12 protein-coding genes are annotated in these 16,079 nt (G+C 52.5%); 6 read left to right on the forward strand and 6 right to left on the reverse strand.

Going from position 1 to position 16,079, the window contains the following annotated elements; all coding sequences use genetic code 11:
- Nucleotides 1-315 precede the first annotated feature (315 nt).
- Nucleotides 316-747, reverse strand: coding sequence for a hypothetical protein (locus tag FF011L_RS17155; protein ID WP_145352824.1), 432 nt, complete (start codon nt 745-747; stop codon nt 316-318).
- Between the two features lie 125 nt (nt 748-872).
- Nucleotides 873-1,292 carry a hypothetical protein gene (locus FF011L_RS17160; protein WP_145352825.1) on the reverse strand — a complete coding sequence of 140 codons (420 nt, stop codon included), beginning with the start codon at nt 1,290-1,292 and terminating at the stop codon, nt 873-875.
- Nucleotides 1,293-1,734: 442 nt separating this feature from the next.
- Here FF011L_RS17160 and FF011L_RS17165 point away from each other — a divergent pair, with 442 nt between their 5' ends.
- On the forward strand, nt 1,735-2,412 hold the full coding sequence (locus tag FF011L_RS17165; RefSeq protein WP_218932699.1) for a hypothetical protein: 678 nt from the start codon (nt 1,735-1,737) through the stop codon (nt 2,410-2,412).
- Here FF011L_RS17165 and FF011L_RS17170 read toward each other — a convergent pair.
- Nucleotides 2,409-3,392 carry a fatty acid desaturase family protein gene (locus FF011L_RS17170; RefSeq protein WP_145352827.1) on the reverse strand — a complete coding sequence of 328 codons (984 nt, stop codon included), beginning with the start codon at nt 3,390-3,392 and terminating at the stop codon, nt 2,409-2,411. The two genes, FF011L_RS17165 and FF011L_RS17170, sit on opposite strands and share 4 nt — an antisense overlap.
- A 2,977-nt stretch (nt 3,393-6,369) precedes the next feature.
- Here FF011L_RS17170 and FF011L_RS17175 point away from each other — a divergent pair.
- Complete coding sequence (locus tag FF011L_RS17175) at nt 6,370-7,557, forward strand: thermonuclease family protein (protein ID WP_145352828.1); 1,188 nt, start codon at nt 6,370-6,372, stop codon at nt 7,555-7,557.
- Between the two features lie 182 nt (nt 7,558-7,739).
- Here FF011L_RS17175 and FF011L_RS17180 read toward each other — a convergent pair whose 3' ends face one another.
- The 3 genes from FF011L_RS17180 to FF011L_RS17185 all read right to left on the reverse strand — a co-directional run bounded on the left by FF011L_RS17180 (nt 7,740) and on the right by FF011L_RS17185 (nt 12,986).
- Nucleotides 7,740-8,696, reverse strand: a complete 957-nt coding sequence (locus FF011L_RS17180; RefSeq protein WP_145352829.1) for a DUF4062 domain-containing protein — start codon at nt 8,694-8,696, stop codon at nt 7,740-7,742.
- Between the two features lie 311 nt (nt 8,697-9,007).
- Complete coding sequence (locus FF011L_RS26415; protein WP_218932701.1) at nt 9,008-9,712, reverse strand: hypothetical protein; 705 nt, start codon at nt 9,710-9,712, stop codon at nt 9,008-9,010.
- 1,354 nt (nt 9,713-11,066) lie between these two features.
- Nucleotides 11,067-12,986, reverse strand: coding sequence for an acyltransferase family protein (locus FF011L_RS17185; RefSeq protein WP_145352830.1), 1,920 nt, complete (start codon nt 12,984-12,986; stop codon nt 11,067-11,069).
- A 455-nt stretch (nt 12,987-13,441) separates the two neighbouring features.
- On the opposite strand from FF011L_RS17185, the gene FF011L_RS17190 reads away from it, so the two are divergent.
- The 4 genes from FF011L_RS17190 (at nt 13,442) to FF011L_RS17205 (ending at nt 16,035) form a co-directional block, all read left to right on the forward strand.
- Nucleotides 13,442-13,999: a hypothetical protein gene (locus tag FF011L_RS17190; RefSeq protein ID WP_145352831.1), complete on the forward strand. Its 558-nt coding sequence runs from the start codon at nt 13,442-13,444 to the stop codon at nt 13,997-13,999.
- A 180-nt stretch (nt 14,000-14,179) separates the two neighbouring features.
- Nucleotides 14,180-14,434, forward strand: coding sequence for a helix-turn-helix domain-containing protein (locus FF011L_RS17195; protein WP_218932702.1), 255 nt, complete (start codon nt 14,180-14,182; stop codon nt 14,432-14,434).
- A gap of 1 nt (nt 14,435) precedes the next feature.
- Complete coding sequence (locus FF011L_RS17200; RefSeq protein ID WP_246109476.1) at nt 14,436-14,711, forward strand: MerR family transcriptional regulator; 276 nt, start codon at nt 14,436-14,438, stop codon at nt 14,709-14,711.
- The gene (locus FF011L_RS17205) at nt 14,704-16,035 is read left to right on the forward strand and encodes an AAA family ATPase (RefSeq protein WP_145352833.1); all 1,332 of its coding nucleotides are present in this window, start codon (nt 14,704-14,706) and stop codon (nt 16,033-16,035) included. The genes FF011L_RS17200 and FF011L_RS17205 overlap by 8 nt, the downstream gene beginning before the upstream one ends.
- Nucleotides 16,036-16,079: the final 44 nt, after the last annotated feature.

Below are 16,079 nucleotides of genomic sequence, written 5' to 3' on the forward strand. Positions count from 1 at the left end.
ACATCTGTCGCCTCCCGCTTGCGCGAAAGCAATAAGACACAGGACGGAGTTGAACGCTGGCACGGTGATTCGTACACGGAGTTCAACTCCGCCCTACATCGCAAGCCGTCAGTCATTTCCCGAGCGCTGCGACGCAATTAGCAAGTCATGCGCAACGTTCAGGCACCCTATGTGTCATGCGACAAGCCCTTCCTGACGCGGCGGCGAACTAGCGATCGTCCGCAGCAGCCCAACCGAATGCCAACCGTCTGAGGATCAACATCGCTCGGTCACCACTAAACGTACGAGCGCCGCCATCGCGATGCAACTAACGGGCTAGTCAAGATGTTGAATTGTTCCGTCGGGTGTGACGTCGATCACCCCCAACCAGTAAAGCAGAAGCACCGTTGGATAAAACACAATGACTACAGTTGCAATCAAGCCGACTAAATGCAGTAGCCAAAGGCCCAGCCCGCGAAAACGACGAGTCCAGATCAAATAGCCAAGCGATGCAAGCGGCCACACGAGAAAGAAAATAAGTGGAACGACCGGATAGAATCGTTGGCCGCGTATCCGCATATCCTCAACGACCCAGCAAGTTGCGGCCACGCCCAGTAACACGGAAACGATCCAGTACAGCGAGCCCGAATTTGGCACAACGACTTGCCCAATGCCCCATAGCGCGGTCACCCCGTATAACAACCAAACGAACCTGCGTCGCATCGTGGACCGCGAATCATTTTCGTCTGGCGGCGATATGTCAGCCATGCAAGTTACATTCAAATAGCGAAGAAATTCAACGAGACGGGGCGAACGCCTCAGCGGCAATCCCGCGCCGCCCGCGTCCGTCGAGTGTCAAGGTTTTATCTTCAGATCACGCCACCTGCCAAACTCTAGATCGTCTTCGGGTTTGCCCCCAGCAAGCCGACCTTAATGCCATTTGCCCTCAAAATCGTCGTGGCTTTGGAGCTGATCACAATCAATATAACAAGCCCCAGCAGTGGCACGAAAAGTCCCAGCACGTATAAGACAGCCACTACTTTTCCGCGAAACAGTGAAGCCAACCAAAAAACCGAAACCATTCCATAAACCAACACCGCCAGCACAGCAACCAGCGTAATCAAAGCCGCCCAAATGGTATCACCCGCGATGGCTGACACGGCAATGTTCAAAGGAAAGAGACAAAGATAAAACAAAACGGCAAGGTTTACATGTCGTTGAGCGGTAGCGATCTTTCGAAGGCGTTCCCGATCGCCACCAGATACAAGCTTCTCTACAACCGCAGGAGCTGAGTATGGATTCTCTGTTGACATCGCGATCTTTCACCGAATGCGGCATGACTGAAATTGCTAGTCGAGTGTACGAATTGCAGACCGCAAAAGCAAGCAAACGCCAAACTCGTGCACAGCGTCACGAATCCAAAGCACTGCTGCAGAGCCGAAAAGAAGGGATGCGTGTCGCAGCCCATGGAGTTTCAACCAGTAGCATCCTTGCGAGGTTTATTAAACGACCGCGCATCCCAACTGCAATGAAGACAACCGCGAAAGACGCAAAAAACGCGAAAAGACAATGCCCCATTTCAACAAGAGAGAATGGAGCAGCTGAAAGCAGTCACCTCCGCAAAAGCCAAAAACCAAAACAGCCTGATCCATAATCCCTTTCGCGTATTTCGTGTCTTTCGCGGTTTATTAATCGACCGCGCATCCCGACTGCAGTTAGGACAACCGCGAAAAACACGAAATACGCGAAAAGACAATGCCCGTGTTCAACAAGGAAGAATGCGGCGGCCGAGCGCACTTCCGCCAAAGAGAAAAACAAAGCAGCCTGATCCATAATCTCTTTCGCGTATTTTGCGTCTTTCGCGGTTTATTAATCGACCGCGCATCCCGACTGCAGTTAGGACAACCGCGAAAGACACGAAATACGCGAAAAGACAATGCCCGTTTTCAACAAGGAAAATTGGATCGGCCGATCGCACGCACTTCCGCAAAAGCTAAAAACCAAAACAGCCTGCCCCATAATCCCTTTCGCGTATTTTGCGTATTTCGCGGTTTATTAATCGACCGCGCATCCCAACTGCAGTTAGGACAACCGCGAAAAACACGAAATACGCGAAAAGAGAATGCCCGTTTTCAACAAGGAAAATTGGATCGGCCGATCGCACGCCCTTCCGCAAAAGCTAAAAACCAAAACAGCCTGCCCCATAATCCCTTTCGCGTATTTTGCGTATTTCGCGGTTTATTAATCGACCGCGCATCTCGACTTCATTTGAGACTACCGCGCGAGAAGCAAAAAACGCGGAAAGACAATGCCCTATCGATTCTTTCGCGGTTGATGATCCAACAACTCTGCCAAAGGATTGCTGAGGTGCAATCGATTCGTTTTTTTGCGGTTGCTCTAATTCGAAGACGCTTCTTACGACTTCACGATTAGGCCAATTCTTTGGCTTCGCTGAAGGTTAGCAAGCGGTTTGCTAGGGGGTCCCAGAGTTTCAGTCGCATGCACTGAATGATGTCCGGGACGTGCAGCGTGGTGACGACGGGCGATTGTAGTTCCTGGATGCCGGCCATTGCTTCGGGCAACCGGTAAAACGGAATCTTGGCATTCAAATGATGCACATGGTGATAGCCAATGTTCCCAGTACACCAACGCATGATCACGCCCATCTTCATAAAGCTGGACGACTGCAGCGCGGCGTAGACGTGATCCCATTCGCTCCCCTCACGACGAATCATGCCGGGGAAGTTGTGCTGCGCATAAAACAAATAAGAGCCTATGCACGTGATGATCGCCATCGGCAAGAGCATTCCCAGCAGCAACGCCTGAATCGAAACAAAACCAATGGCAACAGCAATACTGATATGCAACACGATCGCCAGTGCCCCGTCAACGTTCTTCCTGGGGTTCATCAAGAACGCATGCAGACACATCTCCCAAAAGAAGATGGTCACGTAAGCCAGGAGGAGTGTGAGTGGATGTCGCGACACGGCATAGTGAAAACGCTGCAACGGGGTAGCCTGAGCGTAATCGGAGGTACTCATCACAGGAAACGTCCCCAACGTCGTCCCAAAATGCCTTGCATTGTTCTTGTGATGTTCGTCGTGGGAATGCTTCCAGATCGACGGAGGACTGAGCACCAACGTGCCATACAGTCGCAAGATGCCACCGGCAACACGCGAGCCGCTCAGAATCGTTCCATGCATGTAATCATGGTAGATAATGAACAACCGGATCAACACAAGGCTGGCCAGGACGCTACTGGTGACACAGACAAACCAGGGCAAGGGAAGGCAGGCGATAGCCAGAAAAGTGACCGCCAGAGTCAACGTCGACCAGAGGTGCCACCAACTTTTCCAACGCTGCTCGGATGCGTACTGCCGACTGGCAATCAATAGTTCTTTTCCGCTCCGCATCCGTTCGTTTCCTCGGTATTGTCAGAATAGTTATTCGGCAGTCGTCAGCCGCCACCAATACTCGACACGAAATCGGAGAGATCAGCGGTAAGACGTTAGCCGGTGCAGGCAACCAAGAGAAGGAGTCTTGGAATGGAACTCGGCCGATCAGGTCATCCAGCCCCAAAATCGAACCAACCTTTCGGCCACTCGAACAGGCGGCAGCGGCGGAAAAGCGAGTAAATCCGAGCCCAAGACTGAGCTAAGGCAGAGAGAAACCGATCACGAACACGCGAATAACGAGCGTAACCACTGACTCGATGCCGTTTCCAACGTAGCCCCCGAAAATCACTCCCAAACAGAGCAACCATCTCCTCTAATCCATTGCCTAAAAACAACTTAGGGCGGCAGGTAAGCTCAACGCCCAAATCCAAAAACGGGCACCAACCTGTCACCAGAAAGCGGTAAACCGCTACAAATCAAATCAAGCAGTTCCCCAAAAATCAATCCAGCCGCGCATCCCAGCTGCAAATAGAACAACCGCGAAAAACGCAAAAGACGCGAAAAGACAATGCACCATTTCAGCAGGGAAGATTGCTTTCGTGTGTAGGACCTGGAACCGCGAAAACACATGGGGACCGCCTTGTCCGGAATCCCTTTCGCGTCTTTCGTGTTTTTCGCGGTTGTTCATTCGACCGCGCATCCCAACTGCATTTAGAACAACCGCGAAAAACGCAAAAGACGCGAAAAGACAATGCACCGTTTCAGCAGGGAAGATTGCTTTCGTGTGCAGAACCTAGAACCGCGAAATCGCATTGGGCCCACCTTGTCCGTAATCCCTTTCGCGTCTTTCGTGTTTTTCGCGGTTGTTCATCCGACCGCGCATCCCAACTGCATTCAGAACGACCGCGAAAAACGCAAAAGACGCGAAAAGACAATGCACCATTTCAACAAGGAAGATTGCTTTCGTGTGTAGAACCTAGAACCGCGAAATCGCATTGGGACCGCCTTGTCCGGAATCCCTTTCGCGTATTTTGCGTCTTTCGCGGTTGTTCATCCGACCGCGCATCCCAACTGCATTCAGAACGACCGCGAAAAACGCAAAAGACGCGAAAAGGCAATGCACCGTTTCAGCAGGGAAGATTGCTTTCGTGTGTAGGACCTGGAACCGCGAAACCACATTGGGACCACCTTGTCCGTAATCCCTTTCGCGTATTTCGTGTCTTTCGCGGTTGTTCATTCGACCGCGCATCCCAACTGGATTCAGAACAACCGGGAAAAACGCAAAAGACGCGAAAAGACAATGCACCATTTCAGCAGGGAAGATTGCTTTCGTGTGTAGAACCTAGAACTTCGAAATCGCATCTGGACCACCTTGTCCGTAATCCCTTTCGCGTATTTCGTGTCTTTCGCGGTTGTTCAGTCGACCGCGCATCCCAACTGCATTCAGAACAACCGCGAAAAACGCAAAAGACGCGAAAAGACAATGCACCGTTTCAGCAGGGAAGATTGCTTTCGTGTGCAGAACCTAGAACCGCGAAATCGCATTGGGCCCACCTTGTCCGTAATCCCTTTCGCGTATTTCGTGTCTTTCGCGGTGGTTCATTCGACCGCGCATCCCAACTGCCTTTAGAACAACCGCGAAAAACGCAAAAGACGCGAAAAGACAATGCACCATTTCAGTAGGGAAGATTGCTTTCGTGTGCAGCACTTGGAACCGCGAAACCACATGGGGACCACCTTGTCCGGAATCCCTTTCGCGTATTTCGCGTCTTTCGCGGTTGTTCATTCGACCGCGCATCCCAACTGCATTTAGAACAACCGCGAAAAACGCAAAAGACGCGAAAAGACAATGCACCATTTCAGCAAGGAAAATTGCTTTCGTGTGCAGAACTTGGAACCGCGAAACCACATTGAGACCGCCTTGTCCGTAATCCCTTTCGCGTATTTCGCGTCTTTCGCGGTTGTTCATTCGACCGCGCATCCCAACTGCATTTAGAACGACCGCGTGAAGACCAATGCTTTGGTACGGCGGAAAATTGCTGTGGGTGACTCCGCTCCTTGAGAAAAGACTTCCATGGGCTTGGTGGGCGGAGCTACTGGAGGCGTTTTCTGGTTACGTTGCCGGTGCTTGGCTTGGCTATTTTTGGGGGTGGCTGCCGGACTTTCTTTGCAGGTGCTCCGTGACTACTGGATCGCCCGTGCGCCGACGGCTACGTAAGGTCACACGAAACCCAAAACAGGACTGCGCACAATCGGCGGTGCCATTGCTGCTTATTTCTCGAGCCTTTGGAGCCCGAACGGGCGAGCAAGACGCTCAAAAGCCAATAAAAAAGCCTCCAAAACACTAGGGATTGGAGGCTCAGTAGCCCAACCAGGACTCGAAGAACCCGCTGAAACGCTAGTAGATTCGGACATTGTCCCCGATGGTGGTAACACCGGTGGTAACAGTGACGACCAGACCGATCAATTCTTGCCAACTTGGCACAAACTGAACCGGTTGCAGCGAGAGAAGGTACTGGCAGTGATGAGGGGAATGATAAGCCAGGGGGTGGAACAGTGAACGCCACGAAGAAGTCCCCTGACGGGCTCTGTGAGGACTGCAGCAAGAGACAGGGCAGGCAGTTCAATTACTGGCCCGCGGCGCTCTGCCAGGCGTGTGCGTGGCTCAGAATGGATGACGAGCGAGGTTAATCGCCACCATTGCCATCAGACCTGACGGGGCCGTGTGAGAGGGACCATTGATTAGACAGAGTCGCAAGCCATTATCAGTAAGAATTGTGGGTGCCCACTGATTCCCCTGACGGCCAAGCTGACTAAACTGCAGGCTTGGACACACGCTAACGCCTGGACTTGTCTTTCGTCACTGGCGTCCCACCGCGACGTTTCGCACTCAGCGTGTCCTTGAGAAGGCATCTTCATCAATAGCACCTCAGTGGCAGCATTGAACAGAAACAGAAGCTCAGCGTCCAACGGCTCCAGAACTGTCGATTGGGTATTGCTAGGAATCCTTTCGGTACTCGGTCTAACAGCCTTGGGATGCTGTGGGCTGTTGTTTGTCCTGTTCTCTTTCTCGGGGACTCCGCATCGTCATGTCCGACACAGCGTTGTCGATTCCACGATTGCGACAGAACCAGACGCCATGGTGTCAGAGCTTCCTGCCATCGAAAGCAATGCTTCCAGTGACGCAGGTTCAGAGACACCTGAACTTGACGAGATCCTGGAGACAGTCGAGCTTGCTGAGGCTCTGGATGCTGCCAAATCGATGGAAGCCCTCGCCGTTGCTGAAGTCGCGGAGGACTCCGATCAGCAGCAGTCTATGTTTGCGACCGCAACAGCCCCCTCAGCGGAAGCTCTCGCAGAAAGCGGGTTATCGCTGCCTAAGCAGGGCAACAGGACCTGGATAGATAAGGCGGGCATTCATTCAGTCATTGCGACCCTGGGGAATGTCAACTCAACGCATGTTCAACTGGAACGAGCTGACAGCGGGAAAAACATTGCGTTACCAATCGAGACGCTCAGCGAACGAGATCAGGTTTATGTCGCCTACGCTATAGCACCAAGAATTGACCCTGAAGCAGAAGTCGTGCTCGGCAAGGTAAACCGGGTCATGGACGGGGACACGATCCAGATCGATGCGATAGAGGGAGATTCTAGGACGATCCGGCTAGTCGGGATTGATGCTCCTGAAAGTAGTCAGAGGTTCGGAACAGCCGCCAAGGTATGGCTGACGCAGCAAGTTTCCGGCAAGACGCTTCGCGTAGAGATTACAGAGAAGGACCGTTACGGACGTTTCCTGGGCAATGTGTACGTCGTCGACGATGGCGATCGCTGGCTGAACCGTGAGATTATCCTTGCAGGTCTCGCATGGCACTATGTGGACTACAGCAAGGATATCCGCCTAGCCCAGGCCCAACAGGTTGCACGAGGGGAGAACGCAGGGTTATGGCAGGACGCCCGTAAGGTTGCCCCTTGGGACTTCCGAAATGGGGAAAGGATTGAGACAGCGATCCCTGTTAATGCCGAATCGATCCGGACAACGGACATTCAGGTTTACATCACACAGTACGGATCTAAATATCACTCGGATGGGTGCAAGTATCTGGCCAAATCGAGACAGCCGATCCCCCTGAGCCGAGCCAAATCAGCTTACGAACCTTGTTCAATATGCAAACCGCCGAGGTAAGCCTCGGGCGTCGACAGCTCGCGATGCAACCTACCCCTCCGCTCAGTGTCATGCTGGATACCGGGACATTACCGCTTGCCGATGTGACAGATGCGAATGGTCAGCACGAGGCCAACGAGGGTGTTTGAGGTGCTGTGGGACAGAGCTTTGGCCCATTCCTCGCGGGACCCAAAACTTGCTGGTTATGCCTCTTCAATTTCTAGCGTCACCTTAGGGGTTCGTCTGTATTTTCGCGACACAAGTGTGCCTGAGCTAAACAATGTTCCGCCACGAACACTCGCCTTGATCTCATACCGATCATGCACTGCGATACCTAACGGGCTCTCGTAACTTGCGAGCAGATAAAATCCTTGGCCTTCCTCTGCGCCGCGAAATTTGACCAACGACGTCATCAAGACAGTCTGTCCAGGCACGACGATTGATCTCGTCCCGTTGTCGTCCATGTGTTCCCATCGGACATAAAAATTGAACGCCGCCACCCCCCCAACATTTGTAAGTTTCGTTGAATATTTTAGCACTGAAGGAGCGTCAAACCCTTCACTGTCACAGTCGAACTGAATGTCAAAAATGGGAAATTTGTTATTCTCAATAGCTTCCACTAGATGGTGCGGCAATAGTTTTACTTTGAAGTACCTGCTTGCTGCTGCCTTAAGGTCGAGCGAATTCGAAAACGTAAAGAACCAATTTGATTTATCGCCCGCAGCAAGCTGTGAATGCTCCTCAAGGAGCTCGAAAAGCCCAAGATCCTTTTGCTCTACCCAAGCAAGTGAAACGGAACCTTCCTTGCCATTTTTTTTCCAGACGGCGTAGTCCGCATCGAGCCGATCGCGAATGAATAGGTGGACGGGAATGCCGCGTTCAACTGCCCGGCGATATTCGAGATGGGTCGCGGAAACATTTTCGAAACCAAACTTCCCCAATCGTGGTCCGTACCTACGGTCCAATATAAGAATCACTTCGTCACAAGACGCGACATTGGACAGACAAGTCTCAATTGAATTCGCATCCGATTGGACACGGAAATCAGAGAGCTTGTCATCAGAAAGCACAGGTGTCACGCCAAGATTGCGCAATTGCTGACTAAGCTCTGCTCGCACGTCTATTAAATCGTAAACCGTTGAGCTAACGAACACTCTCATAAGTACTCCGAGATACAGGTTTCTTATTGGGGACGCTGTGTGACGGCAACTATTTCAGATGTTGCATTTGCTCTAGTAGCAAGAACTAGACTCCAACTGACCGTCTGCCGAAATGCACCTAAACCTAATGGCTGAAGGTCTAAACGACTACTGGGACTATGAAGGTCACAAAGGCTGCACGAATCGTGAACTACTGCCACGTGTGAAGTAGGCGGTCGACCCCTCGCCAATGCGTCCTGTTTGCCGGGACGCACTGGCCTAGGCACGATCCGTGCCAAGTTGGCACAGATGCTACCCTCCCTGCCACGCGATCACGACTCGATCTCGGCAATCTCTTGAGGTTCGGCTTGCGTCTCATTTCGCAGAGGAGTTGCTGGCTCACTGCCAACCCCTCGCTGGTTCCCTGCATCGAGATAGCGGGGAATACCACGAATCAAAGCCTCAATGTCTCGATGCTCGCACTTAACCTGCGATGTCAACATCCAGACAGACATAAAGATTACGCTGCATATTGCAATTGCGACAATCTGTATCGATAGACTTCCTTCGCCAGGAGGAAAGGCCGCTGCCAAAAGCAATATGCCCACAACGATGTTTATCGTGATCTGGCAGGTCAGGCACAGTGAAACGTCAGGCTCAAGAAGCGGTCGAGTCAAGACAAAGGTTCTAGGCGACTTATCAACGTGCACAAAAAAAAGGCCAGAAAGACTGACCGCTTCAAGCTCGTTCGGTCGAGCCAACATCCTTTGTAGTATTTTGTTTCCGCGACGAAGCGAATGCAGGCAGAATAACAAGGAACCAACGATCAAGAGTGATAAGCATAAACAACCTAGATACTTTGGGACAGAAGTACCGAGGACTGTAACTTCGGCGGTCCATGGCATACGAGGTCCCAAAAATAACGCCATAGTGATTGTTGATGTTATCGCAACCAACCACGAGCGACGAGCATCGTCGCTCGTTCGCAAAAGCGAATCACTGTACAAATCCCAGGTGCGGTCATCGGGGTCAGGCATCATAGCAGGCAAGGTCCCAAAAGGCGTTTATTAAGTGACTAATGTTCAGGCCCTAAGTCTTGAAGCAAAGGGCGCGAAGAAAGTCGAGAGGCGAATAAATTCAGCGATATAGTGTATCCTCACGCTACCTGATGTCAGTGCGACACTAGATGCAAGCTGGTCGCGAATACGCATACCAGAACCAAATAACGCAGCCCGCGACCGTAACCCCGCAGACCTCCCCAGTCCGAAACGGCGGCGGTGGAAACACACTGAAACCAAACGACTCGCCACGCCAGCCGTAATCCCTGGGCCGTCAGAACGGAACGAGGGCGGTCACGGATGCCGCCCCATAAGACCGCACGGAGGCAGGACGCCAGGAGGGAGCGGAGGCCATGGATGGCCAGAGCGAGCGACCGAAGCGAGTGCAACGATGCGGAGCCGTGCGTGTGAAGGCGTGCCCAGTGAAGCGAAGGATGAGCGTAACGCAGTGACAGCAAGCCTGGAGCGTGTGAGGCACGAACCGCAACAGGGGCCGCGGCACGCACGCCGTAACGAGGCAGGATGCCGATAAGGGCTGTTGAGGCATGGATGCCGAACGCCGCTCCTAGAGACCGGGAGTGAGCCTAGGCGAACGGTGGATGCCATCCGACAGGCAAGAGGGCGGCGGAGGTGACAGGTCGTGTCCGCCATCTAACCTTGAACGGAACGCAAACAGTTAGACCTAGCCAGCACCACAGGACGAACAGGTTGAGGGACTGGCGGAGAGGGACTGTCACCGCAGTCCGGCAACCGCTTGACTCCTGAACATCGCGAAGCGGACCGAGCATAGACAGAAGGGAATGCGTACTAGGCAGCCGTAGATGGAGTGGAGGCATGGTGCCAGTGTGCGAGGAACGAGTACCTGAGACCATGCCGAAACGGGCCACTCCGCAGCGCTCATCATGACCAGAACGACGACAGGAACGATCGATCGTCTCAACGACCGAATAAATCAACGCTGTCGAATCCGTGCCAAGTTGGCACAGGACCACTTGCAGAAACGCCAATCTCCGAAGCCCGCCAGGGTTCCCATTAGCGGCGGCACTCTCTTTAACATTACCCGCCGAGAACGCACGTCATTTTTCCAATGACCTGTCTCGGCGACGTATCGCCAACTCTTTGCCCCTGGGCCTCTGGCGGTTCGTTTTTGCCCGATGGGGCGTCACCCTATCGAAGACAAGGAGAAGATCAGATGGTAAATGTGCTCAGACAATCATTTACCTTTTGCGGCACAGCTAACCACGCTTTTCCTTCGAGCAACTGCGGAACTTCGCTGCTCTCAATTTACCCGTCCCAGAAATTGCTCACGATCACCTTCGCAAATTTAATGAACTCAGTCTGCAAGTATTTCCAAAATTTTATCTCTCAATCGAGGTTTGATCATTTGCGCACCGGCCTGCAAGAGGTGATGTTCATCGAGATAAAAAACTTGTTTTCCGTCCAGGACTAAAGCTCCAGCGTCGTGAGCATACAGATCGTAAGTCGGTAGATACTCAACATGGTCATAAGACGCAGCCAACTCTCGAACTAACTTCCGGCCGACATCATCTTTTTCTAGTGAGTACGGCATAAAATGCTGAATTCCATCCTGGGGCTCGACTCCCTTAGCGGCAAGCAATTGCATCACATTTTGATTATGGACATCGAGCAAAGTTGGTGGATCTTCAATCAACAATACCCGTGTTCCTTGTGCTTTAAGAATAGCTAGCAGGGCATGCGATTGAGATTGCTCGGCTCTCTTTCCCCACCAATCAGCGATGATAACCAAGCGGGGGTTCCATTTTTCTATATAAGCAAGCCTCGCTTCACTGTATCGCAGGAGTTCTTCCTTCGAGAGCTGTCGGGTTGACTTACCAAGCGTGGGAGGAATATGAAAGAACGCACTCACCCCGCCCATCGCAAAGCATCTTGTGGAGATTCCTTCCTCTCGTGCGACCGACACGATTGCATCGCTCCACATAACACCGTGAGAATCCCCTAGAACGATAATTTCAGGATCCTCTGACTTTCCCCGAACACCAACTCCACCGGTATAGTACGCGTCAGATGTGTTCCCAGGCCTGACGTGGACCGTTTTGCATGCTAGCGTCGAGGGGAGGATACTTCCAGGACGTGGGTCAACGTCATAAGTGACCCAACGTGCCTCAGCAAAATTTGACGTATCGTAAAGCCGTAAGGTAGTCGCCATCATTGAGGCTATGACCACCAACAACATACTGGCGGCTAGTACGACCGGAACAGTCTCCCTTCTTCGCCGCGTTGGTTTCTCAACGAAGTGATAGGTTCCAAGAGCAAAAAAGTAGGTTCCAACAACCAGAACTATCCTTTCGAAAGGGCCAAGCCATCCAAACCCTAGATGCGGTGCGAGTACTAGAATCGGCCAATGCCAGAGGTAGAGTGAGTAAGATATCTTGCCAATGTGAACCACCGAGCGTTGAGACAGCAACACATTGCAGAGTCCAGTCTGCCCGAAAGCAATGATCAATGCCGTTCCAACAACAGCTAACCCTAAGCCGCCGTTGAGTTTGTCAATGAAGAAATAAGAAGTGACGACCATTCCTAGACCAGCAACGGCGAAAATTCCGAAGTTTGAATTTTTAGGCGATTGCTTGTTAAGCGACACCGCCAGTAGACAGCCAGTACCAAGTTCCCAGACTCGGGTTGGCAATAAGTAAAACGTCGCATTCGGATAATCGTGCAATCCCCCAAGGAAAAGGACGAGACTGCCAATAGTTGCGGTCAAGATGCAGCCTTGAATCCACCTCGATCGCAACCGAAAAATCAGCCACATTGCGAGGGGAAAGAACAGATAGAACTGCTCTTCTAAGGACAGTGACCAAGCATGGAGAAACGGAGATTCTTCAGCGGCGGTTCCCCAGTAGTCTCCTATGCTCTGCCAGAAATAAATATTTGCAAAGGACAACAGGGCTGCTATGCCTTGCTGACCAATAGCCTGCTGGTCAGGCCGGAATACAAAGACATAGGAAACGGCAAGCGTGACGGCAGTCACGAAGGTCATCGCAGGCAAGATTCGTCGGATCCGGCGTGCCCAAAAGTCACGAAACGAAAACGTACCTTGGTCAAGTTCCCTCTTGATGATCGAAGTAATCAGGAAACCGGAGATTACGAAAAAGACGTCAACACCGATGTAGCCGCCAGGAATCCAACTCAGGCCTAAGTGAAAAAGAATGACAGGTATAACAGCAAATGCTCGAAGACCGTCAATTTCCGGTCGATATCCAATTCCCGCCATGCCTATTTACTCATTCCCAGAAAATTGCTATTCGGCGGCTTGCACCTAGTAATCACTGTCCCAAATTTCTACGGCAGTATAGTTCGAGAAATTGCTTACGCGGCATTCTGTCTCCACTGACCAACAAAGTAAGCACCCAAAAATTACGCACGACGTGTTAATAGTGCTACGATCAGACTCCTTAACATGGCGTCAATCACCAATTTATTGAAAGTCATCCGATTCACCCGCCCGCCACAACTGGTAGTTGTTCATCACGCCTGCCGATCGTAGTCAATTTTGCTGCCCCTGAGTTTTGTGCCAACTTGGCACGGATTTAAAACCGTTTGCGACACCGGTTCAAAATCAATAGTCTACATACACCTGGGTTAGCTCCCCAGGCTTTCGCCTGCGAGGCGTCGGCGATCCCCTATCTCGCCGATGCCCGTGGGCCTTCTAACAAGTAGGGGAATCTGATGTTTGATCGCGAGAACTTCGCGCGTCGATTGACGCAGGGCAAACCAGCTAAAGAGTCTATTGAGGATTTGGAGGAACGTGTCGACAGCATGTTTGTTGACGCCTGGGCCGATCACCAGACAGACAAGGAAGCAGAGATTGAAAGGGAGTCGCAGAAGCAGTCTGCAATACGTCGACGGACTGACGAGTTGTGTCAAGAGTCCGGACCATCGGCCAAGCGAACGCAGACCGGCAAGGCGAAAGCTGGGAGTAAGAGTTCAAGTAGCAACTCGAAGAAGCTCCTGCTGATGGCTGCGATGGTGGAGCACCACAAGTACAGAAAACGTTCCAAAGGCAGTGAAGATAGCGTCGGAGAATGGAGACCAATCGGCTCGAACGAATTGGCAAGGAATGCGAAAGTATCAAAGGATACAGCCTCTAGGTTTTTCAATAAACATTGGGACAACCACGGCAACTACAAAGTTCATTGTCAGAGAGAAACCCTCTTGCCGTTCCTCCGGCAGTTTGCGGGTGAACCAATCATTAGCCAGCATCGTCCTTTGCACCACAACACATAACAGGTGTTCGGCTGTTCGGACGATTTGCCCGAACGCCGAGAAAATATTCTCAATTTGTCGGAACAAGGAAAACACTGACGGCGAGTGGCGACAGGAGGCGACAGAACGACTGTTCGGGCAGCAGTGCCCGAACGCTGGGACATGGGTATACCCATTACCTATCACTCCCAGAGGACTCTCATGTCTATCTCAAGCCCGTTGCTACTTTCCGTGGCCGATGCGGCCAAGATGCTCGCCACGAGCGAACGCTCACTCTTTCGCCTGACTGCTCCGCGTGGTCCCATACCACCAATCCGCATTGGGCGATCTGTCCGTTACTCCGTTGATGACCTTCAAGCCTATGTCGACAGCCGTCGAAGTGCTGCAACTAGGACTCAGCAGGTTGCCGAACAGACTGGTTTGATGGTCGGCACCGAGATGCAGGAGGGCCGCTAACATGCCTGATTTGCAATTCCGTGCCAACTTGGCACAAGAAGACCGGGACGCGATAGCCCAGTCAGTGACCGAGGCGCTCCGTCCACTGATTGAGTCCCGGCAGACCCTTCTGGTCGATGGTGACCGCATGGCAAAGATGTTATCCATCTCCAGGCCACACCTGGACAAACTGCGGGCCGCTGGTGCGATCCCTAGCCTGCTACTGGGCCACAGTCGGCGATATGATCCGGCAGCCGTAATGGCCGCGATAGAGGGTAAGGAGGTGCCTCATGAATAGCATGGACGCAGCGGTACCGATCGACGATCTACTGGAGGCGATGAATCTCAGCGGAGTCTTTGCAGAACTTGATGTTCACGGGACCCCGAAACTGAACGGCCCTGACGCTGCGAACTGGCAGGGTCGTCTGACAGGGCGACAGGACGAACTCATAGAGGCCCTGGGCGGTGCGGGGACCGATGATCTACAGGACGTGGATCATCGGTACATGCGTGATCTGATGCGGCAGTATGGGATCAGTGAGCCTTGGACCTGCAAGCAGCTTGATGAAGCCGAGATTACCACCAACTACCTTGTTGACGGAGTGCTTGTCGAGGGTCAGCACGCGATTATCGCGGGGGCATCCAAGTCCATGAAGACATCGATCGCTATCGACTTAGCGTTGTCCTTGGCGAAACCTGATCGGTTCCTTGCGAAGTTCTGGGTACCAGAGGCGAAGCGGGTGCTGTTCCTGTCTGCCGAGTCTGGAGAGGGAACCATACAGGAGACAGCCCGACGAGTTGCCGAATCGAAAGGATTCTGGTTGTCGGCTTGCACCAACGTCCACTGGGGCTTTTGGGTGCCGCGTGCGAAAAGCCAGGAGCAACTAGCGGTCCTGGAGTATCAGCTGGACCAGTCTGGTGCCGATGTTGTCGTGATCGATCCACTGTATCAATGCCTCTCAGGCGAGGACATGGCAAACCTTTCGATGAATGGAGAGCAACTACAGGCCATCGTCGGCAGGTGCAAACAGCGGGGCGTCACAGCGGTACTTGTCGACCATGTTAAACGTGGGTCTACCAATGCCAATACTTTCCAGCCCTTGGAACTGAATGATGTCTCCGGAGCCGGTAAGGCTGAGTTCTTTCGTCAGTGGCTCTTGATCGGCAGGAGGGAACGCTTTGATCCAGAGCATGCCCTACATCGGCTCTGGTTGACCGTAGGTGGTTCCGCTGGACATTGCGGCCTTTATGCGGTCGATATCGACGAGACGCGTGACGTTACGACAGAGGCCCGTCAGTGGGTCGTTAATGCCGAAAAGGGTTCCTCGGCAAAGGTGGATGATGCCAAGCAACGGGCGGAAGCCAGGGCAGCCAAGAAGGAAGCAGAGAAGGCAGAGAAACTGGAAAAGAACGTTGCCAAGATCCGTGAAACCTTCAAGGACACCGAACCATGGACCAGGCGAAAGATCCGTGCACATGCCGACCTCAGTAATGAGGCGGCGGCAACAGCCTTGGCGAAGTTGATGCAGCTTGGCGAAATCGAAGAGGGAAAAGCCAAGACCAACGGAGGCACTTATGGAGGATATAGATGGACAAGATTGGCACCAATCAATCAAGACTGAACGCAGGGCGGGACAGGTGGACAGGGTGGGACCGTCCCACCTTA

Origin of the sequence: Roseimaritima multifibrata (assembly GCF_007741495.1) — a bacterium.
Taxonomy (GTDB): domain Bacteria; phylum Planctomycetota; class Planctomycetia; order Pirellulales; family Pirellulaceae; genus Roseimaritima; species Roseimaritima multifibrata.

Excerpts from the sequence above, each read along its gene's own strand:
- FF011L_RS17165 (WP_218932699.1), top strand. The coding sequence starts at position 1,735 with ATGCCCGTGTTCAACAAGGAAGAATGCGGCGGCCGAGCGCACTTCCGC.
- FF011L_RS17185 (WP_145352830.1), bottom strand. The coding sequence starts at position 12,986 with ATGGCGGGAATTGGATATCGACCGGAAATTGACGGTCTTCGAGCATTT.
- FF011L_RS17195 (WP_218932702.1), top strand. The coding sequence starts at position 14,180 with ATGTCTATCTCAAGCCCGTTGCTACTTTCCGTGGCCGATGCGGCCAAG.
- FF011L_RS17200 (WP_246109476.1), top strand. The coding sequence starts at position 14,436 with ATGCCTGATTTGCAATTCCGTGCCAACTTGGCACAAGAAGACCGGGAC.
- FF011L_RS17190 (WP_145352831.1), top strand. The coding sequence starts at position 13,442 with ATGTTTGATCGCGAGAACTTCGCGCGTCGATTGACGCAGGGCAAACCA.
- FF011L_RS17180 (WP_145352829.1), bottom strand. The coding sequence starts at position 8,696 with ATGAGAGTGTTCGTTAGCTCAACGGTTTACGATTTAATAGACGTGCGA.
- FF011L_RS17170 (WP_145352827.1), bottom strand. The coding sequence starts at position 3,392 with ATGCGGAGCGGAAAAGAACTATTGATTGCCAGTCGGCAGTACGCATCC.
- FF011L_RS26415 (WP_218932701.1), bottom strand. The coding sequence starts at position 9,712 with ATGCCTGACCCCGATGACCGCACCTGGGATTTGTACAGTGATTCGCTT.
- FF011L_RS17155 (WP_145352824.1), bottom strand. The coding sequence starts at position 747 with ATGGCTGACATATCGCCGCCAGACGAAAATGATTCGCGGTCCACGATG.
- FF011L_RS17205 (WP_145352833.1), top strand. The coding sequence starts at position 14,704 with ATGAATAGCATGGACGCAGCGGTACCGATCGACGATCTACTGGAGGCG.
- FF011L_RS17160 (WP_145352825.1), bottom strand. The coding sequence starts at position 1,292 with ATGTCAACAGAGAATCCATACTCAGCTCCTGCGGTTGTAGAGAAGCTT.